16 protein-coding genes are annotated in these 18494 nt (G+C 52.1%); 5 read left to right on the forward strand and 11 right to left on the reverse strand.

Annotated elements, in window-relative coordinates; translation table 11 throughout:
- Positions 1 to 143: 143 nt before the first annotated feature.
- The 11 genes from ACK3CJ_RS20770 to ACK3CJ_RS20820 form a co-directional block, all read right to left on the reverse strand.
- Positions 144 to 635 carry a hypothetical protein gene (locus tag ACK3CJ_RS20770; protein ID WP_409524101.1) on the reverse strand — a complete coding sequence of 164 codons (492 nt, stop codon included), beginning with the start codon at positions 633 to 635 and terminating at the stop codon, positions 144 to 146.
- Complete coding sequence (locus ACK3CJ_RS20775; protein ID WP_409524102.1) at positions 635 to 1540, reverse strand: hypothetical protein; 906 nt, start codon at positions 1538 to 1540, stop codon at positions 635 to 637. Before ACK3CJ_RS20775 ends, ACK3CJ_RS20770 begins: the two co-directional genes overlap by 1 nt.
- 339 nt (positions 1541 to 1879) lie before the next feature.
- Positions 1880 to 2299, reverse strand: coding sequence for a type II toxin-antitoxin system VapC family toxin (locus ACK3CJ_RS20780; protein WP_409524103.1), 420 nt, complete (start codon positions 2297 to 2299; stop codon positions 1880 to 1882).
- Complete coding sequence (locus ACK3CJ_RS20785) at positions 2296 to 2550, reverse strand: FitA-like ribbon-helix-helix domain-containing protein (protein WP_409524104.1); 255 nt, start codon at positions 2548 to 2550, stop codon at positions 2296 to 2298. Before ACK3CJ_RS20785 ends, ACK3CJ_RS20780 begins: the two co-directional genes overlap by 4 nt.
- Positions 2551 to 2636: 86 nt before the next feature.
- Positions 2637 to 3377 (reverse strand): HAD family hydrolase, encoded by a 741-nt coding sequence (locus ACK3CJ_RS20790; protein WP_409524105.1) that lies wholly within the window; start codon positions 3375 to 3377, stop codon positions 2637 to 2639.
- Positions 3374 to 4303 carry a tyrosine recombinase XerC gene (xerC, locus tag ACK3CJ_RS20795; RefSeq protein WP_409526632.1) on the reverse strand — a complete coding sequence of 310 codons (930 nt, stop codon included), beginning with the start codon at positions 4301 to 4303 and terminating at the stop codon, positions 3374 to 3376. Before xerC ends, ACK3CJ_RS20790 begins: the two co-directional genes overlap by 4 nt.
- A gap of 10 nt (positions 4304 to 4313) precedes the next feature.
- The gene (locus tag ACK3CJ_RS20800) at positions 4314 to 5006 is read right to left on the reverse strand and encodes a DUF484 family protein (RefSeq protein ID WP_409524106.1); all 693 of its coding nucleotides are present in this window, start codon (positions 5004 to 5006) and stop codon (positions 4314 to 4316) included.
- Complete coding sequence (gene dapF, locus ACK3CJ_RS20805; protein ID WP_409524107.1) at positions 5003 to 5833, reverse strand: diaminopimelate epimerase; 831 nt, start codon at positions 5831 to 5833, stop codon at positions 5003 to 5005. The genes ACK3CJ_RS20800 and dapF overlap by 4 nt, the downstream gene beginning before the upstream one ends.
- A 43-nt stretch (positions 5834 to 5876) precedes the next feature.
- On the reverse strand, positions 5877 to 7133 hold the full coding sequence (lysA, locus tag ACK3CJ_RS20810; protein WP_409524108.1) for a diaminopimelate decarboxylase: 1257 nt from the start codon (positions 7131 to 7133) through the stop codon (positions 5877 to 5879).
- A 6-nt stretch (positions 7134 to 7139) separates the two neighbouring features.
- Positions 7140 to 7226 (reverse strand): LPS translocon maturation chaperone LptM, encoded by an 87-nt coding sequence (gene lptM / locus ACK3CJ_RS20815; RefSeq protein ID WP_409526633.1) that lies wholly within the window; start codon positions 7224 to 7226, stop codon positions 7140 to 7142.
- Positions 7227 to 7360: 134 nt separating this feature from the next.
- Positions 7361 to 8632 carry a PAS domain-containing sensor histidine kinase gene (locus ACK3CJ_RS20820; protein WP_409524109.1) on the reverse strand — a complete coding sequence of 424 codons (1272 nt, stop codon included), beginning with the start codon at positions 8630 to 8632 and terminating at the stop codon, positions 7361 to 7363.
- Between the two features lie 110 nt (positions 8633 to 8742).
- Between ACK3CJ_RS20820 and ACK3CJ_RS20825 the strand changes: the two genes are divergently transcribed.
- The 5 genes from ACK3CJ_RS20825 (at position 8743) to ACK3CJ_RS20845 (ending at position 18486) form a co-directional block, all read left to right on the forward strand.
- Complete coding sequence (locus ACK3CJ_RS20825; protein WP_409524110.1) at positions 8743 to 9012, forward strand: hypothetical protein; 270 nt, start codon at positions 8743 to 8745, stop codon at positions 9010 to 9012.
- Between the two features lie 204 nt (positions 9013 to 9216).
- Positions 9217 to 12924 carry a bifunctional diguanylate cyclase/phosphodiesterase gene (locus ACK3CJ_RS20830; RefSeq protein ID WP_409524111.1) on the forward strand — a complete coding sequence of 1236 codons (3708 nt, stop codon included), beginning with the start codon at positions 9217 to 9219 and terminating at the stop codon, positions 12922 to 12924.
- A gap of 160 nt (positions 12925 to 13084) precedes the next feature.
- Entirely contained in the window at positions 13085 to 15184 is a 2100-nt protein-coding gene (locus ACK3CJ_RS20835; RefSeq protein ID WP_409524112.1) for a putative bifunctional diguanylate cyclase/phosphodiesterase, read from the forward strand.
- 91 nt (positions 15185 to 15275) lie between these two features.
- A complete protein-coding gene (locus ACK3CJ_RS20840; RefSeq protein ID WP_409524113.1) occupies positions 15276 to 16523 on the forward strand; it encodes an ABC transporter substrate-binding protein in 1248 nt (415 codons plus the stop codon).
- Between the two features lie 199 nt (positions 16524 to 16722).
- Positions 16723 to 18486: a putative bifunctional diguanylate cyclase/phosphodiesterase gene (locus ACK3CJ_RS20845; RefSeq protein ID WP_409524114.1), complete on the forward strand. Its 1764-nt coding sequence runs from the start codon at positions 16723 to 16725 to the stop codon at positions 18484 to 18486.
- Positions 18487 to 18494: the final 8 nt, after the last annotated feature.

Consider the following 18494-nt stretch of genomic DNA (forward strand, 5'->3'; position numbering starts at 1 on the left):
CCTGAAAATAGCTATCTGTCAAAAATTTGATATTATCCTCGATGCACCGCCTATGAAGCTGAGGCAGTAATAGGTGTATAAGGTTATTCTATGCATTAACACCACAGACAACTTTATTCCGGAACAACAGTTACACCTGGCACTTAATAAGTATTATTTCTTCTTCTATTCCAACGATTATGAGCCCAAATAAGTTCATAATAATCAAGAAATTTTCGATACCTTTTAGACAGATAGATCTGGTGAGTTGAGAGAGCCAACACGAGCCCACCAGAGGCAAACATTGCAATAACATAGTCTCCAGCGATCAAAGCCACTATGTTTCCAAACACTAATACTGTTAGACACGCACGGTTAAACCAGAGTAAAAGAGTGCTACTGAGCGCCGAGCCTCTTGATACCATAAAAGTTAGATGAGCCAAAATTACACCTTGTGTACAGCCTATTCCTAGTTCAATGAATGCTAGGTTACGCGTTTTTGAATCTAAACCTAGCAAATAAGTTATCAATATAGTTGTACATACAATGCATAAAGTCATTAACATCACTGCCGCAATACAATGCCAGAACCCTATTGGAAACAATTGATATTCAGGCATGGGTTGCTGAGGGGGGGTAAGCTGGCGTTTAAACATTATTCTTCCTTAACGACTGCTATAGCTAGTAGTTTGATATTACCTCCGACCGCACTGCCAGTGAAACTAAGGCCAGCACCAGCTGCATCTTTAATTTGCAAAAGGGTAGTCCTGCGTATCGCAGCATTAGAGTATCGGCGCTCTATTTGACCCGTTCGCTCCATCATTTTTAAAGCTCCGTTCGAAATACCTGGTGCATTAGCCCTTGCGATTTCTCGTGAAAGCCGCCGCCGCTCTTGACGGTTAAGCCCCTCTAAAGCTTTTCTAGTAGGAATTCCGTTAGATTTAAGCATCTTTAATCCTTTGATGGTTACCAGGCCAGCCGCCCCGGCACCAGCTAACGAAATCGTATCTAGTGCTATAATAGTGTTTCGATACCACTCCTCACTATCAAGGTCATCATTAACTTGTGGATTTAGTAATTCACTTCCAGTTCGAACACCACCATTGATGCACTGCAATGTACCAGCAATTGCTGCGCCATAAGTCACTGCTATTACAACGCCAGACGCACCTCCGGTAAACCCTAATGCACCTCCAGCAGTAAATATAACTATCCACCCTAGAACTGCCGAACCACAAGAAAGCGTAGCACCTGTAGCTTCAGAAACCAGACGACTTTCTCTATCACTACTCCTTACTTCAGCAGCATAGGTATCTGCACTGTAACTTTTTGGCGGTTCACGCAGTACAACATTCACCGGCTTAAATGAGCAGAGAGGTTTGAACTCACGTAAGGTGACCACGATTCCACGGTTATCGATAAAGATAACACCTGCACCGACAAGATCGGGGTCGTCATCAATGACTTTGAACAGCTTCTTCTCGTTCAAAGTGACAGATAAGCGATCGCGTAGCATTTTTTCATCAAATGATGACTGAATAGGGAGTAGCGATATTGTCATTGAAGCATCCTTATCCTTGGAAGCACAAAAGAATCAAATTGGCTGTTATTTCATACCTTTACGGGCAGATCGAGGTCAGAAATATGACAAGCAGGGGCACTGAAATCGAGGGTTGGCATAGCGATCTCCTTGTCGCAATAAGCTCATATAGAGCATGAACAGTCCGTATTTCTTCGCGCAGAAGCCTAATGCTTTTGGTTTATGCGGTCAATAGATTCCAGCTGCTTGCTACCACACAGCGATCGAACTACCCGACCACATCGGCCCAACGCCTGGTGATAGTGCGACTGCTCTGGCTACCGCCATCCTGAGAATTGGCAAACGCATGAACATACTTGATTATTCCCATTTCCATGGGTTAATCACGTCTATGTCGGCCGCTTCAAACGGGGCCATGTCGCGGGATGCAACCTGGTAGCCCTGTGATACAGCCATGGCTGCAATGTAGCCATCCGGTACGGGGAAACCACGCCCGGCCGCTCTGGCAGTTGCGGCCAGTTTGGCATACTTGCGAGCGGCGTCAGCATCAAAGGACAGAATCCGCCCTTTAAACAGCTCCATAAGACCATCCAACGCCTCGCCCAGCATATCTTTGCGCTTCCCATCAGGCAGCGCCGCAATACCAAACAACAGCTCAGCCAGCGAGACACTGGACAGATACAGCGTTTCGGCCGACTGCTCATTGAGCCATGCTCGAACGACCGGATCAGGTTCAGGTTTCATCGCTTCGGAAACGACATTGGTATCCAATACGATCATTCAAACCTCATCGGCTCTGCCGGTGTCTTGTCGTGAACCTGGTCAAAGACGGCAAAGTCTTCATTGGTCAGCCCAACCTTACGACCCAAGGCCGCCAGAGCATCACCCATATGAAGACGTTTCTCTGGACGAGTAACTTCTTCCAGGATAGCACGCACCTCAGCCTCGGTGCTGCGGTTGTGCCGCTTCGCTCGTGCTTTCAGTGCGTTGTGCACTTCGTCAGGAATACTCCTGATTGTCATCATGCCCATGGTTCGCCCCTCCTTATTGCATGCAGATAGAGCAAGCGCGCTCTATTTGAATTCAATATAGCACGATGCATTCATTTTCGCCAGAATCAGAATCTGATCCTGCTTCTGACTTTGGATAGAATCTGATCCACCATCGCATCAACCTGATCCAGACTGGTCACCTCGGCATCCGCTTTTTTCTGCCCGGCAGGCCAGCTCAGGGCGCCGTCCAGATTGACCCAGATGGTCCACATGCCAACCTGCTGCGCAGCCTCGACATCATTCACTGGATGATCTCCAATATGGATCACCTGTTCAGCCTGCAGAGCAGCATGCTCCAGCGCTTTTTCGAACATCAGCGGATGCGGTTTCATCTGCCCGACCTGATCGGCATTGTACTGAAATTCGAACAGATCACCGATCCCGGTGCGTTTCACTTCCGCATTACCATTACTCAGTGCTCCCAGTATGAAACCTCTGGCATGCAGCCCTTCCAGCATCGCGCGGGCATGGGCAAACAGCTCCACCTGATGGCGGGCTTCAATAAACACCTCCATCGCCTGACTCGACAGGGCACGGGCCTCAGACGTCGTATAGCCGCACTGCAGCATCCCCTGCTCCAGCAGCTTCAAACGAATCAACGTCACGCTATGGCTGATCTCGGGATGGCGCTCAAGCAGTTGCCGACGCATCTCCGAGCCCTCCACCAGATCCGCCAGAATAAAGCGGTCCGTGTATTGGGCTGCATTCTCGGTCAGCCAGTCCCACAGCGAACGGTTGGCCAGCTCTATCACGGGATCGACCGCCCAGAGCGTATCGTCCAGATCAAAGGTAATGGCTTTAATCATGATTTTTTCCGCCTTGCTCGAGGGTGAGATTGCTCATACACCGTCATCAAATGTTGAAAGTCCAGGTGAGTATAGATCTGTGTCGTACTGATATCCGCATGCCCCAGCAACTCCTGCACCGCACGCAGATCGCCGCTGGATTCCAGCAGATGGCTGGCAAAGCTGTGGCGCAGACGATGCGGATAGACTCGCCCCTGCGTATCGGTCGCCTCACCTCGCTGACGTAGTCTCTGTTCCACCGAGCGCACACCCAGACGACGGCCATAGCGTCCGACAAACACGGCTGACTCCTGCGGTTTGGCCAGCAATGCTCGCTCACTGAGCCAGCGATCCAGTGCACTCAGCGCCATGCGACCGATCGGCAGACGCCGGGTTTTATTCCCTTTGCCCGTCACGGTCAGGATCGCATCGCCGAGATCCAGATCCTGCAGGTTAAGACTGACCAGCTCAGAAACACGCAGGCCGGAAGAGTAGATCAGCTCCATGATCGCCTGATCACGAATCAGCAACGGATCATCAATCTGACTACCTTCGGTTTCATTACCATTGCCGTCAAGCAGACTGCCGATCTGATCCACATCCAGCGTCTGCGGCAGGCGTTTACCCGATTTCGGGGCCTGAATCGCCAGCCCCGGATTATCCGTGACCAGATTTTCGCGCAGCAGATAGCGGTAGAAGGTGCGCACAGCCGAGAGCAGACGGCGCAAACTGCGGCCAGACAACCCCTGCCCATGCAAGCCGGATACTGCTCGGCGCAGGTCAGCTTCTTTCAGCGTTGACCAGTCACGATTGTCACAGCGCTGCAGCTCTTCGCTGAGCTGCATCAGATCACGCCGATAGTTGGAAAGGGTATGGGGAGAGAGCTGCCGCTCAGAAGCCAGATAGCGCAGGAAGTTATCCAGCCACTGTGCTTCAGACACGGCCATCACATCATTCTCACGATTTTTTCAGGATCTGGCTCAGCACGCGGCTCAGCACTTCGCCAACGTAGCTCAGGAACAGGGTACCCTGACTGCTCTGAAAATAATCCGGATCAAAACTGCCGATCGCCAACAAGCCAAGAGTTTCACCCTTGACCAGCGGCACTACGGCGGCAGACTGCACCCGCACGGCCTGATCCTGGAACAGGAAGCGATTCATCGCCTCACTGAGTTGTCCACAGCTGGGCAGGCTGGTTTCGATCAGCGGCTGCACGATACTGCAATCGGCACGCGACAGCATGCGGATATCGTTCACCACCACCGGATTGTCACTGAACAGCAGCAATGAGGTGACATCACCATAGAAATCCTGGCACAGGCTCTCTTCAATCGCTACCGCCACATCATCCAGCGTCGAGGACTCCAGCATCGACAGCACCATTCGCTTGGTCTTTTCGAACTGGCCGTCATTATGTCGCGCCACTTCGATCAGGTCAGACAGATGCTTGTGCAATAGCTGATTGCGCTCACGCAGCAACGACGTTTGCCGTTCCACCAGAGAGATACTGCTACCGCGCTGATGCGGCACATAAAGTTTTTCCAGCAGGTGAGCATGTTCCGTGAAGAAGTCGGGATGCTCAGCCAGATAGTCGGCAACCTGATTGGCATCAAGGCCCTCAGGTGAGATAAGGTCCGCCTGGTCACTCATATGTAGATCTGCCCTTCGTAAACTGTTGTGGCCGGACCCGTCATGATAACCGGCTGACCCTCTCCTTTCCATGCGATCTCCAGCTCGCCGCCCGTCAGGTGCACCCGCACCTTCTCCGCCAGCAAACCTTGCAGACGTCCCGCCACAACGGCAGCACAGGCGCCAGTACCACAAGCCTGCGTTTCACCGGCTCCGCGCTCAAACACACGCAAGCGAATCTCTTCCGGTGACAGCACCTGCATAAAGCCGACATTGACCCGTTGCGGAAAACGCGCATGGCGCTCAATCTGAGGCCCCAGTATTGTCACCGGAGCTGTGTCGACATCATCCACCAGCAACACGGCATGTGGATTTCCCATCGATACCGCGCTGATCTCAAAGGTCTGATCACCCACTTCAAGCGCATAACTGACACTTTGCCGCTCGGCAGCAAAGGGAATTTCGGCCGGATTCAGTCGCGGCGCACCCATATCGACCTCCACCTGACGATCTTCACGGATACGCAGAATCGACTGTCCCTGAGACGTCTCGACACTGATCTCGGGTTTCGCCGTCAGGCGCTTGTCGCGCACGAAACGGGCAAAACAGCGTGCACCGTTACCGCAGTGTTCCACTTCAGAGCCATCTGAATTATAGATACGGTAGCGGAAATCCTGATCCGGACGCGTCGGCGGTTCAACCAGTAACAGCTGATCAAAGCCGATGCCGGTATGCCTGTCTGCCAGTCGACGCACCGTTTGCTCATTCAAGCGCACACGCTGAGACACAGCATCAATGACCATGAAATCATTGCCCAGGCCATGCATTTTTGAAAATCTGACCAGCATTACGCTCTCCAACTCAACATCAGCTGTTCCAATATCAGCCGCCTCACCGCGCACCTGGCAGCAACTGCTCGCCACGCATCAGATCACTCAGGCTTTCACGCTCACGCACCAGATAGACCTGATCATCATCCACCATCACCTCGGCAGGACGCCCACGAGTATTGTAGTTGGAAGCCATCACGAAGCCATAGGCACCTGCCGAACAGACCGCCAGCAGATCACCTGCCTGAAGATTCAGCGCACGATCCTTACCCAGAAAATCTCCGGTCTCGCACACCGGACCAACCAGATCCCAGCTCAGGGTTTCCCCCTCTTCGCGCAGCTCAACCGGCACGATCTCCTGATAGGCACCGTAAAGCGACGGGCGAATCAGGTCATTCATCGCGCCATCAATGATCGCAAAGTGCTTGTCACCATTGTGCTTCAGATATTCAACCCGGGTCAGCATCACACCGGCATTCGCAGCAATCGAACGGCCAGGCTCAAAAATCAGCTTGATCGAGCGCTCGCCCAGATGCGCCAGCACCGCTTCGATATAGGCCTGAGGTGTTGGCGGTTCCTCGTCGGTGTAGCAAACGCCCAGACCACCACCCAGATCCAGATGATGGATCGTGATACCATCTTCCGCCAGCTCATCCAGCAGTAACAGCAGACGATCCAGTGCATCCAGGAATGGCGTAATCTCGGTCAGCTGACTGCCGATATGGCAATCCATTCCCACGATTTCGACCGACGGCAGCGAAGCTGCATGACGATACACCTGGCGTGCGACATCAATACTGATCCCGAACTTGTTTTCCTTCAGGCCCGTGGAGATATAAGGGTGAGTACCGGCATCCACATCGGGATTGACGCGGAAAGAAACACGCGCCACCTTGCCCATCTCGGCCGCAACGGCATGGACCCGCTCCAACTCCGCCTCGGACTCGATATTGAAGCACAGAATATCCAGCTCCAGTGCGCGCTTAATCTCATGCGGCTGCTTGCCCACGCCCGAAAAAACCACCCTGGACGGCTCGCCACCGGCACGGATCACGCGCTCCAGCTCACCCAGCGATACGATATCGAATCCTGCGCCCAGACGCGCCAGCACATTCAGCACCGCCAGATTGCTGTTGGCCTTCACCGCGTAACAGACCAGCGCATCACGCCCTTCCAATGCATCGGCATAGGACAGATACGCCCGTTCCAGCGCATCACGCGAATAGACATAGGTCGGCGTACCGAACGCCTCAGCCACCCGATTCAGCGACACCTCTTCGCAGTGCAGATGCCCATTGTAATATTCGAAACTATCCATTATCTCTCATTCCGCCTGTTCTGTGGGCGTTTCCTGATCAGGAAGATACAGCGGGCCTTTCTGACCACACCCACCGAGCAGAGCCAGAATCATCAAACCCAGCAGCAGTGCTGGCCAGCGGCTTTTCACGATAAACATCCTTCAACAGACTGTAAGTAACCGCTGATTATAACCTCAGCAGGGGGCAGATGTGTAAGGTTAGATGCACCAGTCTGAGAGCTGTCTGCTTAATGCAACTGTGGCATGCTGATAATGAACTCTGCACCTTGTCCCGGCGCGCTCTTGACTTCCAGAGTGCCTTTCAGCACCACCGTGACCAACACATGTGCCACGAACAGCCCCAGGCCATTGCCAGGCATTGACATGGATCCTCTGAAAAAAGGCTCAAAAACCTTGCTCAGATCGGGCATATCCAGCCCTTTGCCATTATCTTTGAAAATAAAATCAACCCGACCATTTTCTGTTTCATAAGCCCTGATATCTATAGATGCCAGTTCATGATCACCTTGAAACCCATGCTTGAAAGCATTATCGATCAGCTTATCCAGAACCCGGATCAGAGCCGTGCGAAAGGTCAGAATGTAAAGGTTCTTATCTATATCTACGCTGACAAAGACCTTCCCGGATAGCAGTCGGGATCGATGCAGTACTAACCATTCATCAACAAAGTCATGCACATACAATTTTTGCAGTCCCTGATTGTCTGGATCAAAGTTGATTTCCTTCAGGCTGCTGACCAGCTCAACTGATCGCTGCAAACCCGACAATACCAAGTCAGATCCTTCGCAAGCAAAATCAACATACTGAATCAACTTTGAGCGCGTCAACCTTTCAGGAATATCACCCTGCAACTGTCTAAGATCTGCTTGAATACTGCTTGCAGCCGTAATGGCATTGCCTAAGGGAGTGTTGAGTTCATGTGCGATACCTATCACCATCCGGCCCAGCGCCGCCATTTTCGATGACTGTATCAACTCATCCTGCGTATGTCGCAGGTGCTGCAAGGCTGCACTCAACTCTGCCGTGCGCTCTTCTACCTTGTGTTCCAGAAAATGGTTCAGCCCTGACAGGCGTCGTTGCATTTGATAGGTAAGCGTGATGTCATCATACACAATGATCGTCAAACGCCAGTCTCCCATATCATGCACCACTCCAGAGACGCTCACTAAAAAAGGCGTACCGTCCTTTCGGAGCTGCCATACAGCAAAGTCGTTAACCCATCCCGATTCAAAGAGCTGCGTCACAAACCTGTGCCGGTCATCCATGGAGAGCCACCACTTGAAGTGCTTTCCGGTTTTAGAACGCACCTCCTGTTGCGAAATACCAAACTGTACCTCCCAGGCTGGGTTGACTGCCAGGGTCGGGAAATCACCATCAATTGCTTCTGCCAGCAACATGGCTCTTGGCGAAGCGTCGAATACGGCTCGCCCCATTCGATCCAGTGGTTCAAATACCTTATGGCGAACAGACGTGGAAACCCGTTTAGCACGTTGGGACATAGCTGTAACCTCGCTGCCGGTGTTCTCACAAGCATCCGTCATGCCTGACATGCTTTGCTCTGCGTATCAGTAAACAACCTCAAGTATAGGCAGGATCAATGATTTCACCCATGCGAGCTGTGAAAGCAAACGCAATCGAGGTCTATGTCACAGATTTTGCATTCTACACACCCTATCATGAAGCACCGACCGGGTTTATTGCCAGTTCAAGTCAACAGCAAGCTGGAGCAGTCGCAGAGATCAGTAACAATGTGGAAGAGCTGAATACAGGTGCGGAGCAAACTGAACAGGCGATCCATGAAATAGCCAAAGCAAGTGAGCATCTGGCCGCAACCACGGTAGAACTGGATGAGTTGGTGAGTAAATTTAAAGTTGTTTAATACTCATCCCCCCAAGGCCGCCTCACAAATGTCATGCTGCATTTTGATAGCCCAGTGAGTAGCACTTGGCCAACCCGCTCTTCTGTCGTCATACGCTCACATTAACTCAGAAAAAAATGACATCCGACCTCAGCCTTTACCGATATTAATCCCACCCCGGTTGAGCCATATTAGGCCAGAGGTATGATTGAATGAGGGATAGGCATGAGGCCAGGTATTAAACTCTGGACAGCACACAGGACAGCTCACTGTATAACGACAGCAAGCAGTTCTGAACATCCACCCGACAGAGATGAAAAAGAGGAAGCCTACTGGCTGGAGAGGCAGGCCGAGCTGTTGTTTCAGGGCTTTCGGCCCGGTGCCATCGGCACTTTACTGGTGTCTGCTTTTTTTGCCGCCGCTCTGTGGGAACGAGCTGAACCCAGCATTCTGCTGGGCTGGTTGGCAGCTATATGGATCATCACACTGATACGCGGCCTGCTGGTCTTGCGCTTTTTTCAACTCAAACCTGCAGCAGAGTCCTTGTCACTCTGGATCAATCTTTTTGTGGCCGGCGCTGCAGCTGCAGGCGGGATATGGGGCACAACGTCCTTATTGTTTATTTCCGGCAGCGATCAAGTGACTACGCTGCTGGTAGCCTTTTTCATCGCCGGCGTCGCTGCTGCCAGCATCGCATTGTATGCGCCGGTGCTGCGCGCCACCGTTGCCTTTCTGCTGATGGCCCTGCTGCCCCTCGCTGGTCATCTGTTGCTGCTGTCAGATAACACCCAAAGATTTCATGGGCCTACGAGTGCGGCAGTGATCGCCTATCTGGCCGTATTGCTGGCGGCGTCAAAACGCAGCCACACCTCGCTCTGGCACAATACCAGAACCAGCCTGGCGAACCAGCAGCTAAAATCCGCGTATGCCACAGAAAAAGCCCTGGCCGAGGAGCGGGAAAGAACCGTTGTCAGACTGACACAACTGGAAGGTGAAAATGAACTGTTCCGCAACCTGTTTGAGCGCTCCGCCCACTTTGTCATCACTGTTCATGACACCACGGATCACCTGAGGATAGTGTATGCCAATGATGCGGCCTGTCAGCATTTTGGCGTCGACAGACCGACACTGTTGTCCTGGACACCCTATGATTTCGATCCGGTTTTCAACGAGGCTATCCGACAAGATATCGTCCACACTCTGATGCAGGGGGAGTCCCTCTGCTGCGAGCTCGAACACTGGATATCGGGCGGTGAACGGATCCCGGTCGAAGTCAGCATGCATCCAATGCAGCACAACGGTAAATTACTCTCTGTCTGCTATAGCCATGACATTCGTCAACGCAAAGCGCAAGAAACACAGCGCCTGCATTACGAAACCGCCATCGCCCGCCAGAAGGTTGAGGAGCACTACCGCAGTCTGGTGGAAACACTTCCCGATTTTATCGTGCGCCTGGACACCCAGGCACGGTTTGTATATATCAATCCATCCATGCTGCAGGCCACAGAGCGTGAAGCGCGCTCCTTTCTGAACAAAACAGCACTGGAAGCGGCCGTGATAGGCGATCCAGACAAGGATCGCAGGCTGTATGAGGAAGTAGTACGCGCCCTTGAGTGCGGCAAAGCACAGGTTTACCAGGACTGGGTTCTGCTGTCCGGACGTAAAATGTGTTATGAGATCCGCCATATTCCAGAGCAGGATGAAACCGGCCAGGTGGTCAGTGTGCTGGGGATCGCACGTGATATCACGGAGCGTGCCAGAATGGACAATACACTGAGGTTCATCGCTCAGCGCGGCTGGTCAGTGGACGGCGAGCCATTCCTTGCCGCCCTGGCGAGGCATATTGGCAAGGCGCTGGCTGTGGACTACGTGTTTATCGACAGACTGACCAGCACTCCGGATGAGGCGGAGACCATGGCCCTGTATGCCAGGGGAGAGATCCAGGACAATTTACGCTACAGCATCAAGGGCACACCCTGCGAGAAGGTTCTGAACGGCGAGATATGCTGCTATCCACACCAGGTCAGGCAACATTTCCCGGATGCCGGCACATTGACGGAGATGGGGGTTAACAGCTATATCGGGCTACCCTTATGGGATTCCGCTGACAGGGTGATTGGCTTGCTTGCGGTGATGAGCAGCAGCCCCATCACAGACGAAGCGGCCGTGATCGGACTGCTGCAGTTGGTCGCCACTCGTGTCGCAGCAGAGCTGGAGCGAGAATATTCAGAGCGGGCGCTGAAAGCGCGGGAGTATGAGTTCAGAGCACTGGTAGAGAATTCGCCAGACTTTATTACCCGCTTTGATGTGGATTGTCGGCGCACTTATATCAACCCCAGTCTTGCCAACGTCTTGGATCGTAATACCAGCCTCGGTAAGACACCCATCGAGTGCTATCCAGGTCATGAACTGGCCCGGGAATACGAGGCGCGAGTGCGAGAGGTGCTGGCCAGTGGTGAAGAGGGCCAGTGCCTGTTCAGCTGTACCGCTAAGGAAGGGACTCAATATGATTACGAGTTGCGGATAGTAGCGGAGCGGGATGCTGATGGCAGGGTGGTCGGCGCTTTATCAATCGGCCGCGATATCGGTGAACGACTACGTCTGGAGGAGAGATTACGACACCAGGCCAGCTACGATGCACTGACCGGCTTGCCGAACCGCTGGCTGGCCGGGGACCGACTGCGTGATGAAATCGTCAAAGCTGAGCGCAACGGCAGTCATCTGGCGTTACTGTTTATCGACCTGGATCGTTTCAAGGAAGTGAATGACACCCTGGGTCATGAAATTGGTGATCAATTACTGGTTGAAGTCGCTCAGAGGATTCAGTCATGCTTCAGGGTGTCCGATATCGTTGCCAGACTGGGGGGAGATGAATTTGTCGTCATCTTACCCTGTGTCAATGACGCGCCGCCCCTGGAAAGGGTAGCGCAGAATATTATCAACGCCTTGACTCAACCGTTTGTACTGCATGAGCATCTGTCTTATATCTCAGCCAGTATCGGCATAGCCAGTTATCCATATGATGCAGATAATGCTGATACCCTGCTTGCCTGCGCCGATCAGGCCATGTATGCCGCGAAGGAACATGGGCGTAACGGTTTCCGCTTCTTTACTCCCTCAATGCAGGCGCAGGCCGAGAGTCGCCTGCGCCTGGCCAATGATCTGCGGGAGGCGTTGGCGCAACAACAGTTTCAAACCCATTTCCAGCCGATTCTCGATACAGTGACGGGGCGAGTGGTCAAAGCAGAAGCCCTGTTACGCTGGCAACATCCTGAGCATGGCATGATACCGCCAGACTGGTTTATCCCTATCGCAGAAGATACCGGGATCATTCATGAGCTTGGCAGTTGGGTGTTTGGCGAAGCGGTAAAAATGGCTGACCGGTGGCGACAGCAGTGCAGTGGCACCCCCATTCAGATCAGTGTCAATATTTCTCCACGTCAGTTTATGCACGAACAAACCGTCAGCACCCTGCTCGGACACCTGGCTAGAGTGGACCTGCCGGGAGAATGCATTGTGATAGAAATTACCGAAGGCCTGCTGCTGAATGATCAGGATAGTGTCAGACAGAAACTGCTCAGCTTTCGTGAGGCGGGTATCCAGGTGGCGCTGGACGATTTCGGAACCGGTTACTCCGCAATGGCCTATCTGAAGAAATTCAATATTGATTATCTTAAAATTGATCGTTCCTTTATACACGATCTGGCAATCGACGAAAGTGACCGCGCAATTGCTGAAACGATAGTCATCATGGCCAGAAGACTTGGTATAAAAACCATCGCAGAGGGGGTGGAAACAGTTGCGCAGCAAGGCATTCTGGCAGCTGTTGGCTGCGAATATGTGCAAGGATATCTGTTTTCCAAACCCATACTCCCTGATGAGTTCCTGGCCTACACCAGTAATGCGTCAGCAGCACTGAGGCCACATCAATAATAACCTCTGATAACACGCATATGTCATCATTTGCTTACACACAGCAAAAAAATGCAGACATTCAAATCAGCCTTTGCCGATATTATTTCCTCTTCGCTTCAGCCATATTCAATCTGATTAAGTGCATTAGTTTGACCAACCAAAGAATGAGCCTGTTCTGATGACGCTTTTTACCGAATCAGATACATCTATTGAGCAGTATATCCACTCTATCGGTCGATATTACGTCTGCGCAACCATTATTATGACGCTGCTCATCGGCACAACCTACCAGACAGTCAAAATGGCACTCGATCGTCATGCACTGCAGCAGGAGATCAGCTTCCTCACCAGCCAGCAGTTCATTCGCTTTCAACAACTATCCAATCAGACACGTGCTGTCATGCGCGCTTCTGCTGATCAGCGGCTGCCTGAGTACATTATCCAGCCGATGCTGGAGGATATACAGAAAACGGTGATCGATATCCGGGAGATCATGGTCCGGCAGGAAGCAGCCCTCACCCGTCTGTACGACAATTTACTGGTACGAGCCTCACGCTCCCCCCCATCGAGAGAGCTCTATCTTGAGCTGAACCAGCGTCTGGACAGTTTTCTTACCCGTGCCGAGAAAGTGGCAACCGCCAGCCATAAAGAACGCAAGATGCGTTATTCATTCTGGGGGCCCATAGACTTTGCAATGTCGGCAGAAAGCAACCTCATGAAGCTGTTCAATGAGCTGATTCAACATACCCATACCCGCAGTGACGCCAGTATCAGCACGGCTGCGTCACTCAGCATGATATTACTTCTCATACTGGCCGCAATATTGATTCTTGCAGGCATATTCCTGTTCTATCCACTGCTGAAAAAGCTACGACGGGAATATGTGAGAAAAATTCACGTCGAGAACGAACTGACCAGCCTGGCCCAGACCGACTCTCTGACCTCACTCAGTAACAGGGCCTTCTTCAACACCACACTCCAGCGCCTGATTCAGCGTTACAAAGACAACGACTCTGGTTTCTCCATCCTGCTTATCGACCTTGACCACTTCAAGGCAATCAATGACTGTTTTGGCCACCAGGCCGGAGATGCCGCTCTGCTCCATGTTGCCGATGCTTTACGACAGGTTTTTCGCAGCGTCGATACCATTACCCGTATAGGCGGTGATGAGTTTGCCGTTCTACTGCCTGACATCTGTAATGAAACCCAACTCAATGCCATTGCGAAGCGTGCCATCCAGGCCCTGTCAACCGATTGTTTTTATGGGGACAAAAAAATACGGACATCAGCCAGCATAGGTGGGGCGCTGGTCCCTATGCATGCAACCGATGAGATCAGCCTGATCCATATAGCAGACCTCGCGCTTTATGAGGCCAAAGCCAGAAGGAACACCGCTGTTATTCTTGATGACACAACGCTCAGTACTCAATTGAAAAAAAGTGAACTGCTGACGGCTCTGAACCACGCTGCGGAGCGCGATGAATTCATCGTACACTACCAGCCTAAAGTCGATATAAGGACGGGTGCCCATCTGGGATTTGAAGCACTTGTCCGCTGGAATCACCCCAGCCTGGGACTGCTCGCTCCCGGTGCATTTCTCCCCCTGATGGAAGACTCCCGACTCATCGGCGACATGACCCGATCTGTCGCAAATAACGTTTGCCGCGATATAAAAGCATGGAAAGCACTGGGCCTGTCACCTGGCCCTATCGCCATCAACCTGCCAGAGATGCTGTTAATCAACGACAGCGGAATAGACATTCTTGACACCGCGATTCATAAGAACAATCTCGACTGGCAGGATCTGAGTGTTGAAGTAACAGAAGATGTTTTCCTCGATCGTCACGCTGATCTCATTCAGATGTCAATGGACCGTTTCCATGAACATGGCGTATCCATTGCGCTGGACGATTTCGGAACAGGCTTTGCTTCACTATCACACCTGCGCGACTTCCCCTTCGACGAGCTGAAAATAGATCGCAGTTTCATTAACGACATAGGCCATGACACCCGCTCCGAACAGATTATTCGTGCGATGATCGATCTATCACGCAATCTCGGCAAGCACTGCGTGGCAGAAGGCATTGAAACCGACACGCAACACCGCTTCCTGATTAACGCTGGCTGCGCAGTCGGCCAGGGATACCTGTTCGCTAAACCGATGGCAGCTGACGATGTGATCGCATCCTGGCTCAAGCCAGCCGGAAAAAAAACGTTCGACGCCCCCTCACTACAGTTCGATTTGAATCTGATGGAATTATCGCCACAAGCCGATTGATAGATACGTGTTAAGGGCTAAGCGGCGAAGGACTGAGCGGTGGAAGAAAATGTGATCAGAACTGACAACATCATATAAAGAGGAATGACTGATGAAATCCACCTTAGCGACACTTTGCCTGACCGCGGTAGTGACAGCCTTACAGGCACAGAGTGCCGTCGCTGACCAGGGCAGCACTGTCGATGTTGTCTATTTCTGGACATCAAAAAGTGAGGAGGCCGCACTTGATGTTTACAGACAAGCCTGGCGCCAGGACGGGAACCACTGGATCGACCTTCCAAGTGTAAACGAAGCGGCACTGCAACGGACCGTCAGCGAGCGTATCGCCCATGGCTATCCACCGGCAGTCATGCAGTGGGTTGTGGACACGAGTGCACGTGAACTGCCCGATTTCGGCGTCGTCCAGTCTATCGACACGATCGCCCAGGAGGATGGATGGCATGACCGGCTGCCAGCCTTCATACTTGAGCGCATCAGCCATCAGGACGAGATCTACTTTGTTCCATCGAACCTTCATACTGAAAACTGGATCTGGACCAGCAAGCACATTTTCAATGAGCTCAACCTCAGCGTACCACAAACCTGGGATGACATTTTTGCAGCAGCCGACCTGATCAAGCAAGCTGGTTATACTCCCATATCTCTGGGAGACGGATCCTGGGAGATCTCATTGATCTTTCACAATATTCTGTATGCTGTGATGGGTGCAGCAGCCTTTGAAAAAATTCTTAATGGAGACGCTGACGCAGTCCTCGACCCAGCCATGTTGGACACTCTCAATCTTCTGCGACGAATATCCCACTATGTTGAACCTAAGCCAAGCCGCACAGGTAAGAGCTGGGCCGATGCCACTGCCATGATCGGCAGTGGCCAGGCAGGCATGCAGTTTATGGGGGACTGGGCGAAAGGTGAGCTTATCTCGCTCGGATACCAGGCCGGAAAGGGTTTCGACTGTGCAATCACTCCCGGTACCATGATGCCCTATTTCATGGTGGTCGATGCTTTCGCCTTCCCGTTGACGGCACGGGAAGAGGATCTTCAGGCGCAGCTCTCTTTTGCCCGGATGGTTTTTGACCCCCAGAATCAGGTTGAATTCAGCCGCATCAAAGGCTCACTACCGGTTCGGACTGATGTCGACCCGAGAGGCCTTGACCACTGCGCTCAACTGGGATTGCAACAGCTCCAGCAGGAGAAACAGATGACAGATGTGCACACAAGATCCATGCCGTCTCACTTGATGGCAGCCTGGACTAATATCCTCGCCGAGTTTTTCAATGACACAACCATGCTCAGCACCGATGCTCAACAGCAACTGCACGAGGCGATCAAACAGAGCTAGCCGGACCGTCATACAGGACGACTTCAAGTAAGCAAATGCCGACAACCAATATCATCTTTTGCTGATATTAATCTCTTCTTGCTTCAGCCATATTGAGCTGTGATGGGATTAAAGGTGGTTATATCGCCACCACAATGAGGCAAGCACTGCTTGAAAGTCAGTGCGAAGCGTCAGGTTTGAATCATCCAGGGAGAAACGCATGAACAAGGTATCCACACTGGCTGAAGACACGCTTCTGACACTGTCACGCGATGTCACCGATCAGCGCCTACATGAGGCGTTGATCGGCGGTGAGAACGAATTCCGTACGTTGGTTGAAAACTCACCCGACCTGATTGCCCGTTTTAATCATGAACTGCGTATCCTGTATATCAACCCGGCTTTTACTAATGCGATCGGTTACGATGCGGCGCTGCTCGGAATGCAACTTCAAGACCTCTCGCTGAACGACCACTTTCCAGGTATTCAAAACAGCCTGCTCACACTTTTTTTAACGGATTGCAGTCACCAGTTCGAGGCAAGCTGTTATCACAGTCAAATGGGGAAGATGAAGCGTTACCTGATGCAACTGACACCAGAACCCGATGAACATGGCCAGGTGAAAAGTGCTCTTCTGGTAGGACGCGATATTTCAGAGCTGCATACGGAACGGCAAAGAGTTGAGAGGATGAAGCTCTATGATCCCCTGACCCAGTTGCCTAGCCGGGCTCTGCTGATGGATCGCGGTCAGCAGATGATTGCTGACGCGGCATGGCATGACCAGTTGGCCGGTGTGCTGATGCTGGACATTGAAAATTTCAAAACGATTAATGACTCCCTGGGCCATACCGTCGGTAATGAGGTGCTGAACCAGATAGCGGCCAGACTCAATGCCACTCTACCACCCTACGCTACGATAGCTCGACTCGGTGGTGATAATTTCGGAGTTCTGCTGCCACAGCTTCAAAGCTTGAGCGAAGTTGAATCGACTGTCGACATGCTGCTCTCTGAGTTCAACATGCCGTTTTTGTATGACGGCGATGCGCTCTTCTGCTCCTGTAGTCTCGGTATTGCGCTCTATCCGGAAGATGCCACTGACGTGGACGACCTTATAAAACATGCCGAATCGGCGATGTTTTCATCCAAATCCGCTGGGCGTAACGGTTACCGATTCTACTCCAGGGAACTGACCGACACGGCACAACACCACCTCTCGCTGGAGCAGGAACTGCACCATGCCATGGGACATAATCAACTTGAGCTCCACTTTCAACCCAAAGTAAAGTTAGGTGATGGCTCACTTATCGGGGCAGAAGCCCTGTTGCGCTGGCACCACCCTGCCATGGGCCTCGTTCCACCCGGCGACTTTATCAGCATCGCTGAAGAGACTGGCCTGATTGTACCCATCGGGAAATGGGTGCTTCAGGTGGCGGCAGAAAACGCCGCACGCTGGAACCGAGGACGCCACTCACCTATGAGAGTCGCCGTCAATATCTCCGCTGTACAGTTCAAGCAGGATGACCTGTTAAAAAGTGTCTGCGATATCCTGTCTCACACCGGTTGTCGGCCAGAATGGTTAGAGCTAGAGATCACTGAAAGCCTATTACTGAAGGATAACTCTGGTGTGCAGGAAACCCTGCAAGGCTTGAGCCTATTAGGCATCACCATCGCGATCGATGATTTCGGTACCGGCCACTCTGCATTGGGCTACCTGGCCCAGTTCGATATCCACTGCCTCAAAATCGACCGACAGTTTGTGCATGAGATCCAGCACGGCGCTCAGCAACGTGGGCTGCTGAAAGCGATTGTTGTGATTGCTAATGTGCTCAACCTTGAACTGGTCGCAGAAGGCGTTGAGTGTGCAGAGCAGGCAGACTTTCTTGTCGGCAACGGCTGCGAATTTGCTCAGGGATTCCTGTTTGACCCGGCGCTGCCTGCCGCAGCCTTTGAGGAAAAATATCTGAATAACCCAACACTACTATAAAGTGAAGA

This window comes from Nitrincola salilacus, assembly GCF_046271865.1.
In the GTDB taxonomy this organism is placed as follows: Bacteria; Pseudomonadota; Gammaproteobacteria; order Pseudomonadales; family Balneatricaceae; genus Nitrincola; species Nitrincola salilacus.